Raw genomic sequence first — 20,354 nt, 5'->3', positions numbered from 1 at the left:
TCGCGGATATCGGTAATATATCTACTCGTGCTTGCACAGCGCAAGTGCGAAACGGCCGCGTAGCTCAGTTGGTTAGAGCGCCGCCCTGTCACGGCGGAGGTCGCCGGTTCAAGTCCGGTCGTGGTCGCCAAAGAAAGCCCCGTCATTGCGACGGGGCTTTCGCGTTTCGTGCGTTTTCGCGCGTCCAAACTCCCATGGTGCGGTAAATCCGCCATGGTGCGGTGGCGGAAAATGGCCATTTTCCGCCGATATGGAGATTATGTGTTACCGCACCATGGGAATCTGCTTACCGCAGGGCGAGGTTGGCGGCGCCGATGAGGCCGGCGTCCTGGCCGGCGGTGGCGGCGACGATCTTCGCGTGGCTGCGGTAGGCGCTGCCTTCGAGGAAACGCGCGTAGTTGTAACGGGCCGGTTCAAGCAGGATGTCGCCGACGGCCACCACGCCGCCGCCGATCACGAAGATGTCCGGGTCGAGCACGGCGGCGACGGCGGCCATCGTGCGGCCCAGCCATTCGCCGATCTTGCCGAACGCGTACAGACCGAGCTCGTCGCCCTCCTGCGCGGCCTGGGAGACCATCGGGCCCTCCAGCTTCGTGATGTCGCCGCCGCACAGTTCCATCAGGCGCTTGCCGTCCTGCGGACGGCGGCGCACGGCCGACTTGGCGAAGTTCTCGAGCGAGGTACCGGAGGTGTAGCGCTCGGCGCAGCCGCGCAGGCCGCAGCCGCAGTGGTCGCCGTCCGGGACCATCGGCAGGTGGCCGAGCTCGGCGGCCATGCCGAACGAGCCGCGGTACAGCTCGCCGTTGATGACGATCGCGCCGCCGAGGCCGGTGCCGACGGTGAGCGCCACCATGTTGCGGTGCCCCTGGCCGGCACCGTGCACGTATTCGCCCCAGCCGGCGCAGTTCGCGTCGTTCTCGACGATGACCGGTACGGCGTGGCCGATGAGCCGGCCGACGTGGGCGGACAGATCGTAGTTGATCCATGCGGGGATGTTCGCCGCGAAGGTCAGGGTCCTGCGGTCTGCGCCTACGTTGCCGGCTGCGGAGATGCCGATGGCCTTGACGTCGTGGCCGGCCGCGACGGCCTCGTGGTAGATCTCGGCGATGTGCTGGTTGATGGCGTCGGCGTCCATCGGCGTGGGCACGCGCCAACGCTGGATGATGCTATCGTTTTCATCGCAAACGGCGCCTGCGATCTTCGTTCCTCCGATGTCGATGGCCAGCGTGGTCATGTGCTCTCCTTTGATTGGTTACGAACGTTGTAGACACTGGAATCATAACGTTTGCTGGTGACGTTGCGGGGCTGTGAAACGCACATTCTGTCCGCATGATGGCATGTTCTGTTGCCTTGTGATGACTGGGAGCGCTCACACAAAATATGTCCGCACAAGAAAAAATCCGCAAACGATTGCATGCGTGAGCCGCTCCATCGGAGAGAGCGGAGAGCGGAGCGGTTTGCAGGATTTGCGGTGGGGATTGCAGGGCGGGTTGCATCGGGGCGCAATCGTCCTTGATCCCTCGGGAGGCGTTGCGATTGCTGGGCTGGGGCGGGTCGCACGCTCGCGACCTGATGGAACCGACGGCGTGCCGGGTGAAACGGATGGCAACTTATTCCGCGGATCGGCCATGCTCCCATACCCTGAAACCACAACGACGACGAAGGCCCCGGACGAAGCGGTCGGAGCCCGCCAACGATGACGGCCATAACCACGGCCATAACGATAACCAATCAGACAGGAAACGAGGTGTGCGATGGAGAACGGCGATGATTTCCGCGTCCCGGGCATACGGCCAGGCGGTGTTCTCCTCGCCGGCGAGGCGATGGGACTGTTCACCGCAGGGCAGGAGGGCCCATGCAGCAGCGTCGGCATGTTCCAGGCCTCCGTGGCCGGCGCCGAGCTCAACGTGGCCATCGGCCTCAAGCGGCTCGGCCAGGATCCGCGTTATCTGACCCGCGTGGGCGACGACCCGCTCGGCACCCGCATCCGCCTGCTCATGGAGACCGAACGGCTCGACACCTCCCTGCTGAGCGTCGATCCCGACCGCCACACCGGCTTCATGATGAAGACGCGCGAACACGCGGGCGACCCGAAGACCTACTACTACCGCAAGGGTTCCGCCGCCTCCACCCTCGACGGCGACGACGTCAACGACGTCGATCCGACCGGCCTGTCCATCGTCCATCTGACCGGCATCCTGCCGCCGCTCTCCCCGTCGACGATGGACGCCGCCGAAGCGCTCGTCGTCTACGCGAGACGTCACAACCTGTTCCTCTCCTTCGACCCGAACCTGCGCCCCGCGCTGTGGATGAGCGAGACCCTGATGAAGTCCACGCTGCGCCGTATCGCCGCGCAATCCGACCTCGTCCTGCCCGGCATCGGCGAAGGCCACGAACTGTTCGGCGTCGACGACGTCGAATCGATCGGCAAGGCGTTCATCGACAACGGCGCGCGCTGCGTCGTCGTCAAGGACGGCCCGCGCGGCGCCTACGCGACCGACGGCAGAGGCGGCGTCTACGTGCCCGGCTTCGTCGTCGACCACGTGGTCGACACGGTCGGCGCAGGCGACGGCTTCGCCGCGGGACTCCTCTCCGCCCTGCTCGAAGGCCACACCATCGCCACCGCGATGGAACGCGCCTGCGCGGTCGGCGCGATGCAGACGCAGGTCGTCTCCGACAACGAAGGCCTGCCGACCATCGCCGAACTCGACGAATTCATGATGCTGCACGACCGCGCGCCGCTGCGCGAGACCGTCCTCGCGTGACGGGCGCGCACGCGCCCGCCCGCCGTCCACCATCCACCAATACGAACCGCAATCACCGAAAACCAATCACCATCCCGCATCTTCCAGCAAAGGAGCCAACCATGAGCACCGCGATCCTCGAGCCCACCCTCACCACCTTGTCCGACAAGCAGGCCACCATCGGCACGATGGAGCGCCTCGGCGTCGTCCCGCTCGTCACCCTGAACGACGCGGACGAGGCCATCCCGCTCGCCCACGCCCTCGCCGACGGCGGCGTGCCGATCGCCGAGGTCACGTTCCGTTCCGAAGCAGCCCTCGCCGGCATGGCCCGCATCCACGACTACGTGCCCGAGGTCATGCTCATCGCCGGCACCGTGCACAGCGTCGAACAGGCGCGCCAGGCCGTCGCCGCCGGCTGCATCGGCATCGTCACCCCGTCCTTCGACGAGCGCGTCGTCGACTGGTGCCTCGACAGCGACGTGCTCGTCCTGCCCGGCACCGCCGTCCCCTCCGACATCGAGAAGGCGTACGACCGCGGCCTGCGTTACGCGAAGTTCTTCCCGGCCGAGGCGTACGGCGGCGTGAAGACGCTCAAGGCGCTCGCCGGCCCGTTCGCCGAGATGAAGTTCCTGCCCACTGGCGGCGTGAACCTCACGAACGTGGCCGACTACGCGGCATTGAAGAACGTGTTCGCCGTCGGCGGCAGCTTCCCGGTGCCATCCGCCGCGCAGAAGGTCGGCGACTGGGCGGCCGTCGCGCAGGCGTGCCGCGCCGCGCGCGAGGCCGTCGCCGCCGCCCGCTCCTAGCGGTGAGAGGAGACGATACGATGATCGATTTCGGAGTCCGCGGCCATGACGTGCCGTTCGACGGCACACCCGAGGACCTGGCGCGCGGCATCGCGGCCACAGGCGCGCACAACGTGCAGTTCGCGCTCAACGCGCTCTTCCCGGACCTGAAGTCCGGGGCGCGCGAGATCAATCCCGGCATGGGCACGTATTTCCGCCGCGTGCTCGCCGGGCAGGGCGTGCAGATCGCCGTGCTCAGCTGCTACATCAACATGATTCACCCGGATCCCGCCACGCGCGAGGCGCTGCTCGAGAAGTTCGAGGCGTACCTGCGCCACGCGAAGTACTTCGGCGCGCCGATGGTCGCCAGCGAAACCGGATCCGTGCTCGAGACGCTCGGCGTATACACCGAACGCAACTTCACCGAGGACGTGTACCTCGACACGGTCGGCGTGATCCGCCGGCTCGTCGCGGCGGGCGAGCAGTACTCGACGCTCGTCGGCATCGAACCGGGCCGCAACCACCCGATCCACGACCTCGATACGATCGAACGGCTGATCCGCGACATCGACTCGCCGTGGATGGGCATCGTGCTCGACCCGTCCGTGCTCATCGACGGCGAGACGTACGACAGCCAGATCGACGTGATCGAGGAGGCGTTCTCCCGTTTCGGCGACCACATCGTCGCCATGCACCTCAAGGATTTCCACCCGGTGCCCGGACGGCTGGAACTCGACATGGTGAACATCGGCGAGGGCGTGATGCGCATCGCCGACGCGCTCGCCGTCGTCGAGCGGTACCGGCCGTATCTGCCGGTCATCACCGAGGAGACCAAGGGCGAGGCGATCACGCGCGCCATCGCACGGTATCAGGGCGTGTGATGGAAATTATGCAACACGCTGGAAACTGATTTCCATGTTTGCTGGAAATGTTGTACAGTATTCCATGAAAGCGAAAACCTCCAATCTCCATCGCTTTCCCGCCGGACGGTCACCGCAGATCGGTCCCGGCGCAACCATCCACCAGAAACGAGGATCCATGGAACCACCACAGATGCCGGTCACCAGGGAACGGCTGCTGCGATCGATCGACGCCATGACGGACAACCTCGTCTCCATCGCGTCCAACGATGGCGAGGGGCTGTGGAAGGTCGGCGACGTCGTCATCGACGACAAAAGCTGGAACGTATGGAACTGGCCGCAGGGCATCGGACTGTACGGGCTGTACCGCAACTATGAGGTGACCGGAAGCGCCAAGGCGTTCAACGCCGTCACCGCATGGTTCGACGGCCGTCTCGCCGAAGACAGCCCGGACAAGAACGTCAACACGATGTGCCCGCTGCTCACCATGGCCTACCTGTACGAACGCACCGGCGACAGCCGATTCCGCCCCTACCTCGAGCAATGGGCGCGTTGGGCGTACGAGAGCATGCCCCGCACCGACCTGGACGGCATGCAGCACATCACGCTCGGAGAACCCCACCACAATCAGCTGTGGGCCGACACGCTCGTCATGACCGTGCTCCCGCTCGCCAAGATCGGCCGGCTGCTCGGCGTCGGCCGCTACGTCGAAGAGGCGAAATACCAGTTCCAGATCCACATCAAGTACCTGATGGACGACGCCAGCGGACTGTGGTTCCATGGTTGGACCTTCGACGGGCGCCACAACTTCGTCGGCGCCCACTGGGCGCGCGGCAACTGCTGGGCCACCATCGCGATCCCCGAGATCATCGGCATCCTCGGGCTCAAGGAAGGCGACGCGCTCTACCGCTGGCTCGTCTCCGTGCTCAAGGCGCAGGTCGACGCCCTTGCCGCGCACCAGAGCGACGGCGGCCTGTGGCACACGCTCATCGACGACGAGACCTCCTACCTCGAATCCTCCGGCACCGCGGGCATCGCCTACGGCATCCTCAAGGCCGTGCACCAGGGACATCTCGACGAGCGATACCTCGACGTCGCGTACCGCGCCGTCGCGGGCCTGCTCGACCGGATCGACGAACACGGATCGGTCGCCGGCGTCTCCGTCGGCACCGGCATGGGAACGGACCTCGACTACTACCGCGGCATCGACATCTCGCCGATGCCCTACGGGCAGTCGCTCACCATCCTCGCGTTCACCGAGATGCTCGTCTCCTACTGCTGACGGGCGTCGACCACCGACCATACAACCAACCACACATCAACCAACCACACCACCCATCGGGAAGAGGGGAACCTCGGAAAGGACCATCATGGGTTACGACATGAGCAAGTTCTCGCTCGAAGGCAAGGTCGCGCTCGTCACCGGCGCCAGCTACGGCATCGGCTTCGCCATCGCCACCGCATTCGCCGCCGCCGGCGCGAAGATCGCCTTCAACGACCGCAACCAGGAGGCCGTCGACCGCGGCCTCGCCTCCTACAAGGAGGCCGGCATCGACGCCCACGGCTACGTCGCCGACGTCACCGACGAACAGGCCGTCGCCGGCCTCGTCGAGAACATCGAGAAGGACCTCGGCACCATCGACATCCTCGTCAACAACGCCGGCATCATCAAGCGCATCCCCATGCTCGAGATGTCCGCCGCCGACTTCCGCCAGGTCATCGACGTCGACCTCAACGGCCCGTTCATCGTCTCCAAAGCCGTCATCCCCGGCATGATCAGGAAGGGCCACGGCAAGATCATCAACATCTGCTCGATGATGAGCGAACTCGGCCGCGAGACCGTCTCCGCCTACGCCGCCGCCAAGGGCGGACTGAAGATGCTCACCCGCAACATCTGCTCCGAATACGGCGAAGCCAACATCCAGTGCAACGCCATCGGCCCCGGCTACATCGCCACCCCGCAGACCGCCCCGCTGCGCGAACGCCAGGCCGACGGCTCCCGCCACCCCTTCGACGCGTTCATCGTCGCCAAGACGCCCGCCGCCCGCTGGGGCACCCCCGAGGATCTCCAGGGCCCCGCCATCTTCCTCGCCTCCGACGCCTCCGACTTCGTCAACGGCCACGTCCTCTACGTCGACGGCGGCATCCTGGCATACATCGGCAAGCAACCTCAGTGAAAGGAGTCCACGCATATGAAGATCGCACTGATCAATGAGAACTCGCAGGCGGCCAAGAACGGCCTCGTCGAGAAGGCGCTCGCGAAGGTCGCCGCCGCCCACGGCCACGAGGTGTTCAACTACGGCATGTACGCGGCCGACGACGCCGCCCAGCTCACCTACGTGCAGAACGGCATCCTCGCCGCCGCCCTCCTCAACGCGAAGGCCGCCGACTACGTCGTCACCGGCTGCGGCACCGGCGAAGGCGCGATGCTCGCCCTCAACAGCTTCCCCGGCGTGATCTGCGGGCACGTCGAGGACCCGCTCGACGCGTACACGTTCTCCCAGATCAACGACGGCAACGCCATCGCCATCCCGTTCGCGCTCAAGAACGGCTGGGGGCAGGAGCTCAACCTCGAATACATCTTCGAGAAGCTGTGGGTCGAACAGCCGGGGGCCGGCTACCCGAAGGAGCGCGTCGTGCCCGAGCAGCGCAACAAGAGGATCCTCGACGGTGTGCGCGCCGCCGCCTACCGCCCGCTCGTCGACATCTACCAGGCGCTCGACCCGGAGCTTGTCAAGGGCGCGTTCGCAGGGGAGCGGTTCAAGGAGTACTTCACCGCCAACGCCGAAGACGGCGACGTGAAGGACTACGTGCTCTCGCTCCTCGACTGAGCCGGACTGAGGGGGGCGGGTTAGGCGATGCGGCCGTCTCATGTTGCGCAAAACGATGCAATTCTTTTGGCAAACAACGTGTAGCATGGAAACCACGACGAAGTGTTTCCATGCAGGAGGTCAATCATCATGGCGGAAGCGACCATCACCGATGTGGCGAAGGCCGCTGGCGTCGCGGCATCGACGGTGTCCCGCGCGCTGAACGGCGGCAATGTCAAGGCGGAGACGCGTGAGCGCATCATGCGGATCGCACGCCAGATGGGCTACCGCGGCACGTCGGCGGCGTCCGTCGCGCCCGCGCGCGAACCCGCCGACGGCGGCGCGCGCGGCAACCTCGGCGTCATCGTCTCCGGCATCGGCAACTTCTACTTCACCGACATCTTCAAGGGGCTGTTCTCCGTCGCCCAGAACGCGAAATACCGCCTGTTCGTCGCCGACCTGGACGCCTCCGGCGACCGCGTCGACACGCTGCAGAGCGTGATCGGCGCCTCCGAAGGCCAGATCCTCGTCTCCCCGCGGCTGAGCGACGCCGAACTGAAACGCTACTGCGATCCGACCACCACCGTGTTCACCAACCGTCAGGTCGAGGGCTTCTCCACCGTCGGCATCGACGACGCGTCCGGCATCCTCCAGGCTGTGCGCCACCTCGCCTCCCTCGGGCACAGACACATCGCCTACATCTCCGGCACGGGCAGCTCCTACGCCAACCAGGTGCGCTGCCGGACCTGCATCGACGCCGCCAAGTCCTACGGGATGGACTGCATCGTCATCGGACCGTTCGAACCGACCTACGCTGGCGGCGTCAACGCGGGCGACGCCCTACTGCTCGAACCCGGCGTCACCGGCGTCGTCGCGTTCAACGATCTCGTCGCCACCGGGCTCATCGGACGCCTTGCCGAGCGTGGCGTCGACATCCCCGGCGAGGTGAGCGTGATCGGCGTCGACGATTCCGTGCTCTCGCGCGTCGTGCGCCCGCAGCTCACGACGATCGACGTGCGCCAGGAACGCATGGGCGCGCTCGCCATGCAGATGCTCATCAACAAGATCGAATCCGCCGCGTTCCCCGAGGATGCGGCCGCGGCCGGGGAACCGCAGGTGGAACTCGTGCCCGAGATTCTCGTCACGAGGGAGTCCACCGGCGTCGCGCCCAAGTCCGCGGAGGACGATGAGGAGGACGATACGGAGGTCTATGCGGCGGAGTGAACCCCCTCAGTCGCGCTTCGCACGACGGCTTCTCCTGAAGGGGAGCGGAAGGCTTGTTTCCCCCACGTCCCCTTCAGGGGAAGCAAGGGAACTGGCCGGTCGTAGTCCGGACTGAGGGGGAACGCCCGCAACGCACGGAAGGTCCCGTTCCGATGAGGAACGGGACCTTTTCCTATGCCCGGCAAGAGCTCTGGAAATTATTTGCGGAAACAAGTGGAAACTGTTGCGTGTCTTTGGAAATATTTGCTATAGTGATTCATGTCACGGAAGACATCGGTGATGATGGTTTCCAATCACATACATACTCGGGCCGGTGGTCGAGGACGATCAACCTACGGCACATCAAGAAAGGTTGCAGTAATGAAGTTCGGCAAGACAATCATCGCGGCGGTCGCGGCCGGTGCGGCGATGCTCTCCATGGCTGCGTGCGGCAGCGGCTCCAGCTCCTCCGATGGCAAGGACGCCAACACCCTGACGGTCGCATGGTGGGGCAACCAGCAGCGCAACGAGCGTCAGGCCAAGGTCAACAAGCTGTTCGAGCAGGCCAACAAGGGCGTCACCGTCAACGGACAGTTCTCCGAATGGGACGACTACTGGAAGAAGCTGTCCACCAACGCGGCCGGCAAGCAGATGCCCGACGTGATCGCCATGGACTACTCCTACCTCCAGCAGTACGTCGACAACGGCCTGCTGCTCGACCTCGACGACTACCTCGGCACGACCATCAAGACCGACGACATCGACAAGAACGTGCTCGAGGCCGGCAAGATCGACGGCAAGACCTACGCGCTGAGCCTCGGCAACACCGCCCCGGCGCTCATCTACAACAAGACGCTGCTCGACAAGGCCGGCATCGAGGTCCCGGACAACATGACCATCGACGACTTCATCGACATCTCCAAGCAGGTGTACGAGAAGACCGGCGTCAAGACCAACTACCGCTACTACGAGGCCTCCGAGCTGCTCGAGTACCAGCTGCGCGGCGAGGGCAAGACCCTGTTCGCCGACGGCAAGCTCGGCGCCAGCGCCAAGGACGTGGAGAAGTACCTCGACGTCTACCAGACCGGCATCGAGGACGGCTGGCACATCTCCCCGGAGATCTTCGCGCAGATCAAGGCCGGCTCCGTCGAGCAGGACCCGCTGGTCTACGGCTCCGACCCCGCCGCCCGCTCCTGGTGCTCCTTCAAGTTCACCTCCCACTTCACCTCGATGCAGTCCGTGCTCACCGACGGCACCCAGCTGGCCATGACCACCTGGCCCGCCAAGAACGTGAAGAAGGCCGACTACGTCAAGCCCGCCATGTTCTTCGCGATCTCCAAGACCGCCAAGAACCCGGAGCTGGCCGCCAAGTACATCGACTTCTACACGAACAACGAGAAGGCCGTGAAGGCCATGTCCACCGACCGCGGCCTGCCGATCAACTCCAAGATGATGGACGCCCTCGAGCCGAGCCTCGCCGACACCGACAAGCAGTCCGTCGCGTTCCTCAACGAGAAGGTCATCCCGAACAGCTCGAAGATCAACCCGCCGGCCCCGAAGGAAGCCACCGAGTTCAACTCCACGATGCTGCCGACCGCCGAGGAGAACGTCCTGTACAAGAAGAACACCGCCGCCGAAGCCGCCAAGACGCTGGTCGACGAGGCCAACGACGCCCTGGCGAAGTAAGGAGGCCCCATCGACACCAGACCATGACGCCGCCGCCGGTCCTTCCACTCAACCGACAATCGACGACCGGCGGTGACGGAATCTCCTTTCCTTCCAACTACTCCTCCTCCTTCAGACGAAAGCCGGGCATGGCTTGACGCGCAAGCGACGTCCGGCTTTCGTCGTCCCCACACTTCATATCCCGAAAGGCATGGCAATGTCCCAAGCAACCGCAGCGGCGCCCGTCTCGGCACGCAACGCGAACAAGGCAAGGAAGACCGCCGGGGTGACGTTCCACAAGGAAGGCGCGCTACGCCGGTTCCTCAACAAGGAGAGCGTCGCCGGATACGTCTGCGCCTCACCGTTCATCTTCGGCTTCCTGATGTTCATGATCGTCCCGATGGTGCTGTCGCTCTACTACTCGTTCACCGACTACAGCATCATCGGCGAGGCCTCCTGGATCGGCTTCGACAACTACATCGAGATGTTCACCCAGGACGACCTGTTCTGGAAGTCCCTCGGCGTGACCTTCCTGTTCGCCCTCATCTCCGTGCCGCTCAAGCTGATCTTCGCCCTGTTCGTGGCCATGCTGCTGCTCAGGAACTCCAAGGCCTCCGGCTTCTACCGCGCCGCCTACTACCTGCCGTCCATCCTCGGCGGCTCCGTCGCCATCGCCGTCCTGTGGAAGCAGATGTTCGCCTCCGACGGCACCATCAACCAGGTGCTCGGCCTGTTCGGCGTCAAGTCCGACTTCGCGTGGCTCGGCAACACGAAGACCGCCATCTGGACGCTCATCATCCTGGCCGTCTGGCAGTTCGGCTCCTCGATGCTGATCTTCCTCGCCTCCCTCAAGCAGATCCCCGCCGAACTCTACGAGGCCGCCAGCGTCGACGGCGCCTCCAAGTGGACGCAGTTCTGGAAGATCACCCTGCCCCTGCTCACCCCGACCATCTTCTTCAACCTGGTCATGCAGATGATCAACGGCTTCCTGGCCTTCACCCAGTGCTACATCATCACGCAGGGCAAGCCGATGAACTCCACCCTGTTCTACATGGTCCACATGTACGACGAATCCTTCACCAACTACCACGCGGGATACGGCGCCGCGATGGCCTGGGTCATGCTGATCCTGGTCGGCGCATTCACCCTGTTCCTGTTCGCCACCAAGCGTTTCTGGGTCTACGACGAGGAGGCCTGATCCATCATGACCACAGCGATTCCCACCACCCCGGGCCGCAAGTCCGCCACGGTCCCCGTCCACAAGGCACCGCGCGTCAAGCCGGGCCGCATCGTCTACCACGTGCTCGTCTTCGCGTTCGCGCTGCTCATGCTCTACCCGATCGCATGGATGGTGTTCAGCTCCTTCAAGCCCACGAAGACCGTATTCACCACCGCCGGCCAGCTGTTCCCGACCACGTGGACGTTCGACAACTACGTCAACGGCTTCCGCGGATTCGAGCCCGGCATCCCGTTCTTCCGCTACATCGGCAACTCGCTGTTCATCGCCGTGACCGCCACGATCGGCACCGTGTTCTCCTCCGCGATCGTCGCCTACGCGCTGAGCCGCCTCAAGTTCAAGGGCAACAAGACGCTGTTCGTCGCGATGATGATCTCGATGATGCTGCCCGCCCAGGTGCTCATGGTCCCGCAGTACCTGTGGTACCAGAAGCTCCATTGGACGAATTCCTACCTGCCGCTCATCGTGCCCTACTGCTTCGCCATCCAGGGATTCTTCATCTACCTGATGATGAACTTCATCGACGGCATCCCGAAGAGCCTCGACGAGGCCGCGAAGATCGACGGCTGCTCCTTCTACGGCATCTTCGCCCGCGTGATCTTCCCGCTGCTCACCCCGGCGCTCGTCACCGGCTGCATCTTCTCCTTCATGTGGCGCTGGGACGACTTCCTCGGAGCCCTGCTGTACGTGTCCGACACCGAGAAGTACCCGGTGGCCCTCGCGCTCAAGCTCTTCTCCGACCCCGGCTCCTCCTCCGACTACGGCGCCCTGTTCGCCATGGCGTCCGTCTCCATCCTTCCCTCGGTGCTCATCTTCCTCTTCTTCCAGAAGTATCTGGTCGAAGGCGTGAGCACCTCGGGACTCAAGGGCTGAGCGCTTCCTCCTCCTTCGGCTCCAGCCCGCATCGCCGCCGCGCACCCGCCGCCATGGACTTGCTACCTCCTTCCTTCCCCATGGCGGCGGAGGCCGGCACTTCGCGTATCCACCACCATCCACACCATCCACCACCAGAAAGCCGGTTGACCACCATGAGCCTGTTCTCGCTGTTCTACAACGGTCGGAGCCATGAATCCGAGCGCGAGGCCAACCCGCAGGGCATCCACCTGTTCTTCGCCGTCATCAAGTGGCATTGGGGCCGCCTGATCGGCCTCAACATCATGTTCATCCTCTCCTGCGTGCCGATCGTCACCATCCCCTGCGCGATGACCGCGATGAGCGACGTCCTCGGGCGCATGGTCCAGCGTCGCGTCTGCTATCCGGTCCACGACTACTGGCGCGGGTTCGCGCGCGAATGGAAACGTTCCACGGCGTGCGGCGCGGTCGTGTTCGGCGTGCTCGCCGCCGCGCTGTTCGGCATGCTCTTCTACCCGCGTTCCGGCATGCCCGGCGGCTTCGCGCTCGCCGGCCTGTGCCTCGTCGCCGCGCTCGTCGACGTCATGGTGATGATGATCGTCTTCCCGCTCGTCGCGTTCACCGACCTGCCCGTCTCCGCCGTGCTGAGGAACGCGGTCTTGCTCACCCAGATGCGGTTCGGCCAGATGGCCGGCGCGCTCGCCGCGCTCGCCGGCCTCGTGGCCGTCACCTACCGCGGCATGCCGTTCACCGTGCTCGTCCCGCCGCTGTTCGGGTGTTCGCTCGCCGGCCTGATCGGCGTGTACGCCGCGTGGGAGGGGATGCGACGCTACGTGATCGTCGACATGGCCGATCACGTCACGGCGGGACGTGACGTCGCGTCCGCCGCCGGCGGCAAGGAGGTCTCGCGATGAGCGACAAGGTCACGATATACGACGTCGCGAAGGTCGCCGGCGTCTCGCCGTCCACCGTCTCGCGCACGTTCGCCGCGCCCGGCCGCGTGAGCGCCGAGACGGCGAGGAAGGTCCAGGACGCCGCCGACGCGATCGGCTACCATTCCGATCCGATCGCGTCCGGCCGTCGCCGCGTCAACGGCAAGGGACTGGTCGCGGTGATCGTGCCCGACCTCGCCAACCCGTTCTTCGCCGCGATCTGCCGCAGCGTGCAGGACGAATGCTCGTCGCGCGGATTCGGCATGGTCGTCAGCGAATCGCGCGAGGTCGTCGCCCGCGAACGCATCATCTTCGACGAGGTGCTGCCGTACGTGCGCGGCGTGCTGCTCGTCTCGCCGCGCATGCCCGACGTGATGATCCGCAAATGCGCGCAATTGTGCCCGACCGTCGTCGTCAACCGCAACGTGCGCGGCGTGCCCAACGTGGTCATCGACATCGCCGACGCGGTCAAGCAGGCGGTGCGGTACTTCGCGCTCATGGGCTACCATCGGCTCACCTACATCGACGGGCCGTCGACCTCGTGGGTGGGCGGCGTCAAATGGCGCACGATCTCCGACGAATGCAACGCGCGCAACATCTCGCTCAAACGCTCCCATCCGTGCGCGCCCACCGTGGACGGCGGCAACGTGTTCGTCGACGAGTACCTGCTCAACCCCACCGGCGCGGTCATCGCATACAACGACCTGATGGCGCTCGGCTTCGTCGCCGGCATGCGCAAGCGCGGCTACGACTGCCCGGAACGGTTCTCGGTGATCGGCTTCGACAACGACAAGCTCGCCGCGCTGTCCAACCCGTCGCTCACCACGATCCACATGCCGGCCGCGGCGCTCGGATCGGATGCGGCGGCCGCGCTGCTGAGCCGCATCTGCGGCGGCGACGTGCCGGGGACCGCCGTCACCGTCCCCGCCCGTCTCGTCATGCGCCACAGCGTAGGCAAAGCGGCGTGAATGGCTCGGACGTCCACCCCCTCAGTCGCGCTTCGCGCGCCAGCTCCCCCTCAAGGGGGAGCAAGGAAACGAGGACGCGCTCTTGCTTCCCCTCAGTGGGGAGCAAGAAGCGGACGACATGCTCTTGCTCCCCCTTTCAGGGGGAGCTGGCCGGCCGTAGGCCGGACTGAGGGGGCGCAACGGAACGATGACGGAAAAAGAGTGGTCGATGAGGACTCACGAGGTCGCCGCGCGGATGCGGCGGATGGGTGCCGCACTGTGCGCGGCGGCGATGACGGCGACGCGCGGCAGGCCATCTCCGTGATCGACGGCGAGACCGGCGCGATGAGGGCCGTCGCACCCGTACTGGAGACGTATCTCGCCGACGGACCCATGTACGCGCGCTTCGGCGTCGGCCATCTCGACGGGCGCACGCCCAGCCTCATCGCCGCGTTGAAGAACCGGCAGGACGGCGCGAACGGCAAGCACAACGCCGGCGACTGGGACGGCGTCACCGAGGACGTGGGGCGCGGCATGGTCGGCGACATCGACCCCGACGTGCCCGGCGCGGAGGTCTGGTCGAGCAGCATCGGACTCAAGAACGCGGCCACCGGCGAGACCATCGCGCCACGGCAGGACGGCGTCAACGGCGCGATCTGGCCCGACATGGGCGTGCTGTGGACGGCGACCTCGGTCGCGAACTGCTCAACTCGATGACCTTCAACGAGTGGGATCCGGCCACGCGCAGGCTCAGGTGCATCACGACGGCCTCCGGTACCGGGATCAACGCGAAGACGTTCGGGGCGGTCGCCTCGCGCGGCGGGTACGAGTCCTCCGGCACGCGCACGTTCCGGCCGCTGTTCTACGGCGACCTGTTCGGCGACTGGCGCGAGGAGATCGTCTACACGAACGCCACGTTCGACGAGCTGACGATATTCACCACCGATCAGCCGACCGATTACCAGGTGACGACGCTCGCGCAGAACCCCGCCTACCGCGATGACATGACGGTGAAGGGCTACATGCAGGACCACGAACCCGACTACTACCTCGGATTCGGCATCGCGCTGGCGGTCAGCCGCAGACGGCGGTAGCGTATTGCCTCCCTCTGACGAGGGAGGTGGCCGCCGGAGGCGGTCGGAGGGAGAGACAGCGGCCGCAGGCCGCAGGAAAACGGCATCGGCCGAAGGCCGATTCGATATTCCCGCGGCCTGCGGCCGCTCTTCTATTGGCTCGCCTGTCGGCGAGCACATCGCCTACAAACGCCTCTGGCGTTTGCTTTACGGCGATGTCCCGTCAGAGGGAGGCGATGTGCCATCAGAGGAGGGCGAGTCGGGGAAGCAACAATTGCGGGTGGTTGCCAAATGGAAGGCGATTGGCCGTGATTTTTTTGTATTTCCGTGTTATGGTAATCGAAAGCAAATTTTATGGAAAGTTTGCAGAAGATATGCAAGAGCATGGCAGCTCTTGTGGAAACGGCCGGAATCCGCATGGCGACGACGTCATCGCGCACGGTCGATCATCCCGATGAAAGGAAACGCATGGGTGCCTTGAGAACATGGGCCGCACGCGCGGTGGCCATATCGGCGGCAGCCGCGATGGTCGCGGCGTTCATGCCCGCCACCTCGGCCATGGCGGCCGACGCCTCGGCGACATTCTCCGGTTACACCGACAAGACGGCGCTGAAGGCCGCCGGACGCGACGTCGTCAAGGCGGGAGGCCTGTCCGTCGCCGACGACTCCGCCCCCGCCGCGAGCGGCACCACGTACTACGTCGACTCCGCGGGCGGCGACGACGTCGCGGCCGGCACCAGCGAGGCGACCGCGTGGAAGACGTTCGCGAACGTGAACGCCAAGGAGTTCCAGCCCGGCGACCGCATCCTGCTCAAGGCGGGAAGCACGTGGACCGCCGAAGGCGACACGGTCGCCAAGGAGGCCTACGACTACACCACGTGGAAGAACGGCGTCGGCACCGACGTGGACGGCCAGGCCCCTACCGCCCTGCTCGCGCCCAAGGGCTCCGGCACCGCCGAGCAGCCGATCGTGTTGTCCAGCTACGGCGACGGCGACGCGGAGGCGGACGCCGCCCCGAAGCTCGAAGGCCGTGGCGTCGTCAACGACGTGCTGCAGCTGACCAACCAACAGCACTGGGACATCTCCAACCTCGACATCTCCAACCTCACCGACGGCTTCGACCCGTCGAGGTTCACCAAGGACGACGAGCCGAAGGCCGGCGACCTGAGGGGCGTGCACATCCAGGGCGAGAACGCGGGCGCGCTCGCCGGCTACGACATCCACGACCTGTACGTGCACGACGTGTCCGGACAGAAGTGGGCCATCGGCGCGTGGGGGCTCGACCGATCCAAGCGCACCGGCGGCATCATGTTCGAGGGCCTCAAGGGCGACGCAAAGACCGCCTCCACGTTCACCGACGTGACCGTGCGCGACAACGTGATCGCCAACACCTCGTTCGGCAACCTCGTGTTCAAGCAGTTCTCCGGCATGGGCACCGACAAGTACAAGGACCACGCCCCCGGCTGGGGCGACCGCGCGGTCGGCAAGGCCGCCGTGAACGGCACCGTCTCCGAGGATCCGGACTGGGCGCCGCACACCGGCGTCACCATCTCCGGCAACTACATGACCAACCGCGACACGCAGTTCGGCTGGGACTCCATGTACCTGACGTCCGTCAAGGGCGCGACCGTCGAGAACAACGTGGTCGACGGCGCCGGCGTCTCCGGCATCGAGATGTACTACGCGGCCGACATCGTCGTGCAGAACAACGAGGTCGCCGAACTTGCCGCCCGCCCGAACGCCGCCGACTCCAACGGCATCGACCCGGACCGCGGCACCTCCGACATCATCATCCAGGGCAACTACGTGCACGACTCCGGCGAAGGCATCCTGCTGTGCGGCTTCGGCTTCGGCACCTCGGTCGTGCGCTACAACATCATCCAGGACGTCGAACGCTACTACGTGAACGGCCATGGCTCCACCGGCGTGAACGCCATCACCAACAACCTGATGGTCAACACGATCGAACCGTGGAGCAAGTCCAACGGCAACGTCGGCTTCTTCGGCTCCTCCGGCTCCAGCTACTTCAACAAAAAGAACCTCCACTACGTGTTCAACAACACGTTCGTCAACCTCAACGCCAAGGACACGAAGGGCGTCACCTTCTCCGACTCCAAGACCGGCGTCACCTTCTCCAACAACGCCTACTGGGGCGAGCACATGACCCCGGCCGCCACCGACCAGGCCGCCGTCACCGCCGATCCGAAGATCGGCAACCCGGCCGACGGCCTCAACGGCGCGAAGCCCGGCGAGGGCTCGCCGCTCATCGGCGCCGGCAGGACCGTCGACCTCGACGCGATCATGCCAGGATTCAACGCCGCCGGCGCCGACGGCGTGAACGACGACGCGATCGGCGTCGACTTCTTCGGCAACCCGATCGCCGTGCCGCCCGCCATCGGCGCGGCCGGCGCACAGGTCGCCGCCGACTCCGGCACCGTGACCGGCGTCGTGAAGACCGCGGACGGCGCGCCGGTCGAAGGCGCGACCGTCACCGCCGACGGCGACGCCGGCGCGGCCGCCTCCACCGACGAGGCCGGCGCGTACACGCTGAGCCTTAAGGCCGGCGACCACACGCTCATCGCCGCCGCCCCCGGCTACAAGGACTCCGCCGCCGCGACCGTCACCGTCGCCGAGGGACAGGTCGCCACCGTCGACCTCGCGCTCGGCGAGGCCACCGCCACCACCGGCGCCATTGCCGGCACGACCAAGGTGAACGGCACCGCCGTCGGCGGCATCACCGTGACGCTCACCGACAAGGACGGCAGGAAGGTCGCCTCCACGACCTCCGTCCTCGGTTCCGTCGACGCCGACCGCGCCGGCGCGTACGCCTTCGACGTCGCGCCCGGCGCCGGCTACACCGTCACCGCCTCCCGCAAGAACTACGCGACCCGCGTCACACGCGACGTGACCGTGAAGCTCGCGCAGACCACCACCGTCGACTTCGACCTCGTCAAGACCGCCGACGACGCCACGCTCGGCTCGCTCACCGCCACCTCCGCCTACGGCGACCTCACGTTCGCCCGATCCGAGGACGGCACGCTCACGGCGAACGTCGGCCCGTACGCGGACAAGGCGACGCTCACCGCCAAGGCGAACAGCGCCGGCGCGAAGGCCTCCATCAACGGCGGCGACGCGGCGGCCACCGCCGTGGCCGACGTCGCGCTCGCCGTCGGACCGAACAACGTCACGATCGACATCACGTCGAAGAGCGGCAGGAAGGCGACCGTCACGGCCGTCATCACCCGCGACGACCCGCAACAGACGGCCGCATTGAAGTCGCTCGCCGTGGACGGCTTCGAACTCACGCCCACCTTCGACTACACGCGCGTCGGCACCGACAACCCGTACGCCGTCACCGTGCCCGCCTCCGCGACCCACGTCACGCTCGCCTTCACGCGCGGCTGGGACAAGCAGACCGTGCTCGTCAACGGCGCCAAGACGACCGGCGACACCGCCGACGTGGCGCTCGCGGACGGCGAGACCACCATCGACGTGAACGTCGACGAGTTCGCCGGCGGCGTCGAGGACTACATCATCAAGGTCACGCGCTCCGGCTCCGGCGAAGTCGCGCCGAACCCGCCGACCACCGACCTGAACCCGCTACTCTCCGCCGACTTCACGCAGCAGAGCGACCCGGAGAACCTCGGCTTCACCGGCGACGCCGCCGTCGCCGACGGCAGGCTGACCGTCGGCAAGGACCTCGCCGCCGGCAAGGCCGTCAAGTCGACGCTACCGATTGCCGTGCGCGCCCAGAAGACCGCCGAAGCGCAGTTCACGTGGAAGGCGGACGCCACCGCCAGGTCCGGCATCGAACTGCGCGACGCCTACGGGCGCCTCCTGTTCGCCATCGCCGCCGGCGACGACGGCTCCAAGCAGACTGTGAGGTACGCGACCGCCGCGCCGCGCGACATCGAATGGACCGCCTCCACCGTCGGCGCCAAGCAGTTCAGGAACGGCGAACCCACGTGGACCGCCACCGAAGCCGACGCCACCGCCGCCTGGCAGATCAAGGTGCGCGCCGACTTCGCGAACGGCAAGGTGACGTACTCGATCACGCCGCTCGTGGGCGGCGACCCGATCGCCTCCGGCGAGACGGCCACGCGCGCCACGTCGATGGCCGCCCTGTTCGCCGTCAACTACGAGGGCACCGCCGTCCACACGATCGACGACGTGCTGTTCGCCGGCGCGACGAAGGCCGCCGACCTCGACCTGCCGCTCAGCGGCAGGACCGCCTACGCGTTCGGCGACTCGATCATCGCCGGACACAAGTACCCGGACGCGAGCTTCGCCACCTTCGCCGGCTCCGAGGAGGGCATGACCGTCCGCCGCTACGCGCAGAACGGCGCGACCGTCATCAAGGGCGCGGCCATGTGGTCCACCCGCTACCTCGCCACGCAGATCGACAAGGCCCCGGCCGAATCCCCGGACATGGTGATCTTCGACGGCGGCACCAACGACATCGCGTCCATCGCCAAGGACGGGACGAAGTGGACCACCGCCATGTATGAGGAACAGCTGGGCGGCGTCATCGACCAGATGAAGACCAAGTGGCCGGACGCGAAGATCGTGTTCGTCCAGGTCGCCAAGCTCAACGGCCGCGACTCCGCCCTGCAGGACGAGGTCCACGCGATCCAGGACAAGGTGTGCGCCGCCAAGGGCGTGACCGTGGCCGACGTGTACGACGCCTTCGAGGTGACCGACGCCAACCAGGACCAGTACTCGTTCACCGCGCTCGGCTCCACCGGCCTGCCGCAGACCAGCGGCTCGACCTCCGGCACCCACCCGAACTTCCCGGCCGTCGAACGGTACTACGTGCCCGTCGTCCGCGCCGCTATGCGCGCCGCGTTCGACGGCGACACTCCGGTCACGCCGGATCCCGACCCGACGCCCGATCCCGACCCGACGCCGGACCCGGACCCGGACCAGCCGGGCACCGACCAGCCGGGCCGGCCGGGCGACGGCGACGGACAGCAGAACGGTGACGGCGGCCAGAACGGCCAGAACGGTGAGACCGGGAAAGATGCGCAGGACGCCGCCGACGGCGGGCTCGTCGCCACCGGCTCGCCGGTCACGCCGATCGCCGCGATCGCCGCGATTGCGCTGATCGCCGGCGTCACGGTGCTCGCCCTCGGCCACCGCAGGCGCGACTGAGGCCGTCCGCTCCCGCCGGCGCGGCATCGTCGTGCGCCGGCGGGACGGAACCCGCACATCGTCACAACAACCAACCATCGAACATCCAAAGGATG

General features: G+C 66.2%; 16 protein-coding genes and 1 tRNA gene. 16 read left to right on the top strand and 1 reads right to left on the bottom strand.

The features are described 5' to 3' along the window. The first annotated feature begins 53 nt into the window (after window positions 1-53). Window positions 54-130 (top strand) — tRNA-Asp (locus tag AC1AYX_RS05335). A gap of 156 nt (window positions 131-286) precedes the next feature. Here the strand turns inward: AC1AYX_RS05335 and AC1AYX_RS05330 are convergent. Beyond that, a complete protein-coding gene (locus AC1AYX_RS05330) occupies window positions 287-1,234 on the bottom strand; it encodes an ROK family glucokinase (protein WP_476502530.1) in 948 nt (315 codons plus the stop codon). A 520-nt stretch (window positions 1,235-1,754) separates the two neighbouring features. Between AC1AYX_RS05330 and AC1AYX_RS05325 the strand changes: the two genes are divergently transcribed. The 15 genes from AC1AYX_RS05325 (at window position 1,755) to AC1AYX_RS05255 (ending at window position 20,259) form a co-directional block, all read left to right on the top strand. Continuing rightward, entirely contained in the window at window positions 1,755-2,765 is a 1,011-nt protein-coding gene (locus AC1AYX_RS05325; RefSeq protein ID WP_476502529.1) for a sugar kinase, read from the top strand. A gap of 101 nt (window positions 2,766-2,866) precedes the next feature. Then, window positions 2,867-3,550, top strand: coding sequence for a bifunctional 4-hydroxy-2-oxoglutarate aldolase/2-dehydro-3-deoxy-phosphogluconate aldolase (gene eda / locus AC1AYX_RS05320; RefSeq protein WP_476502528.1), 684 nt, complete (start codon window positions 2,867-2,869; stop codon window positions 3,548-3,550). A gap of 20 nt (window positions 3,551-3,570) precedes the next feature. Continuing rightward, window positions 3,571-4,410 carry a sugar phosphate isomerase/epimerase family protein gene (locus AC1AYX_RS05315; RefSeq protein WP_476502527.1) on the top strand — a complete coding sequence of 280 codons (840 nt, stop codon included), beginning with the start codon at window positions 3,571-3,573 and terminating at the stop codon, window positions 4,408-4,410. 157 nt (window positions 4,411-4,567) lie between these two features. Further along, complete coding sequence (gene bglB / locus AC1AYX_RS05310) at window positions 4,568-5,671, top strand: beta-galactosidase BglB (protein ID WP_476502526.1); 1,104 nt, start codon at window positions 4,568-4,570, stop codon at window positions 5,669-5,671. A gap of 88 nt (window positions 5,672-5,759) precedes the next feature. Next, window positions 5,760-6,566: a gluconate 5-dehydrogenase gene (locus AC1AYX_RS05305; RefSeq protein WP_476502525.1), complete on the top strand. Its 807-nt coding sequence runs from the start codon at window positions 5,760-5,762 to the stop codon at window positions 6,564-6,566. Between the two features lie 15 nt (window positions 6,567-6,581). Beyond that, complete coding sequence (locus tag AC1AYX_RS05300) at window positions 6,582-7,220, top strand: RpiB/LacA/LacB family sugar-phosphate isomerase (RefSeq protein ID WP_476502524.1); 639 nt, start codon at window positions 6,582-6,584, stop codon at window positions 7,218-7,220. Window positions 7,221-7,349: 129 nt separating this feature from the next. Next, window positions 7,350-8,423, top strand: a complete 1,074-nt coding sequence (locus AC1AYX_RS05295) for a LacI family DNA-binding transcriptional regulator (protein WP_476502523.1) — start codon at window positions 7,350-7,352, stop codon at window positions 8,421-8,423. A 360-nt stretch (window positions 8,424-8,783) separates the two neighbouring features. Further along, a complete protein-coding gene (locus tag AC1AYX_RS05290) occupies window positions 8,784-10,088 on the top strand; it encodes an ABC transporter substrate-binding protein (protein ID WP_476502522.1) in 1,305 nt (434 codons plus the stop codon). Between the two features lie 196 nt (window positions 10,089-10,284). Continuing rightward, window positions 10,285-11,265 carry a carbohydrate ABC transporter permease gene (locus tag AC1AYX_RS05285; protein WP_476502521.1) on the top strand — a complete coding sequence of 327 codons (981 nt, stop codon included), beginning with the start codon at window positions 10,285-10,287 and terminating at the stop codon, window positions 11,263-11,265. Between the two features lie 6 nt (window positions 11,266-11,271). Then, window positions 11,272-12,177, top strand: a complete 906-nt coding sequence (locus tag AC1AYX_RS05280) for a carbohydrate ABC transporter permease (RefSeq protein WP_476502520.1) — start codon at window positions 11,272-11,274, stop codon at window positions 12,175-12,177. 155 nt (window positions 12,178-12,332) lie between these two features. Next, window positions 12,333-13,070, top strand: a complete 738-nt coding sequence (locus tag AC1AYX_RS05275; protein ID WP_476502540.1) for a DUF624 domain-containing protein — start codon at window positions 12,333-12,335, stop codon at window positions 13,068-13,070. Next, entirely contained in the window at window positions 13,067-14,056 is a 990-nt protein-coding gene (locus AC1AYX_RS05270) for a LacI family DNA-binding transcriptional regulator (protein WP_476502519.1), read from the top strand. The genes AC1AYX_RS05275 and AC1AYX_RS05270 overlap by 4 nt, the downstream gene beginning before the upstream one ends. A gap of 201 nt (window positions 14,057-14,257) precedes the next feature. Continuing rightward, a complete protein-coding gene (locus AC1AYX_RS05265; RefSeq protein ID WP_476502518.1) occupies window positions 14,258-14,752 on the top strand; it encodes a rhamnogalacturonan lyase family protein in 495 nt (164 codons plus the stop codon). Beyond that, window positions 14,713-15,129, top strand: a complete 417-nt coding sequence (locus AC1AYX_RS05260; protein ID WP_476502517.1) for a rhamnogalacturonan lyase family protein — start codon at window positions 14,713-14,715, stop codon at window positions 15,127-15,129. Before AC1AYX_RS05265 ends, AC1AYX_RS05260 begins: the two co-directional genes overlap by 40 nt. Window positions 15,130-15,576: 447 nt before the next feature. Continuing rightward, window positions 15,577-20,259, top strand: a complete 4,683-nt coding sequence (locus AC1AYX_RS05255; RefSeq protein ID WP_476502516.1) for a carboxypeptidase regulatory-like domain-containing protein — start codon at window positions 15,577-15,579, stop codon at window positions 20,257-20,259. The last annotated feature ends 95 nt before the right edge of the window (window positions 20,260-20,354 follow it).

Source organism: Bifidobacterium sp. LH_419 (genome assembly GCF_056356955.1).
The sequence above is the reverse complement of the archived record's forward strand: the minus strand, read 5'-3'. Positions and strand labels throughout refer to the sequence as shown.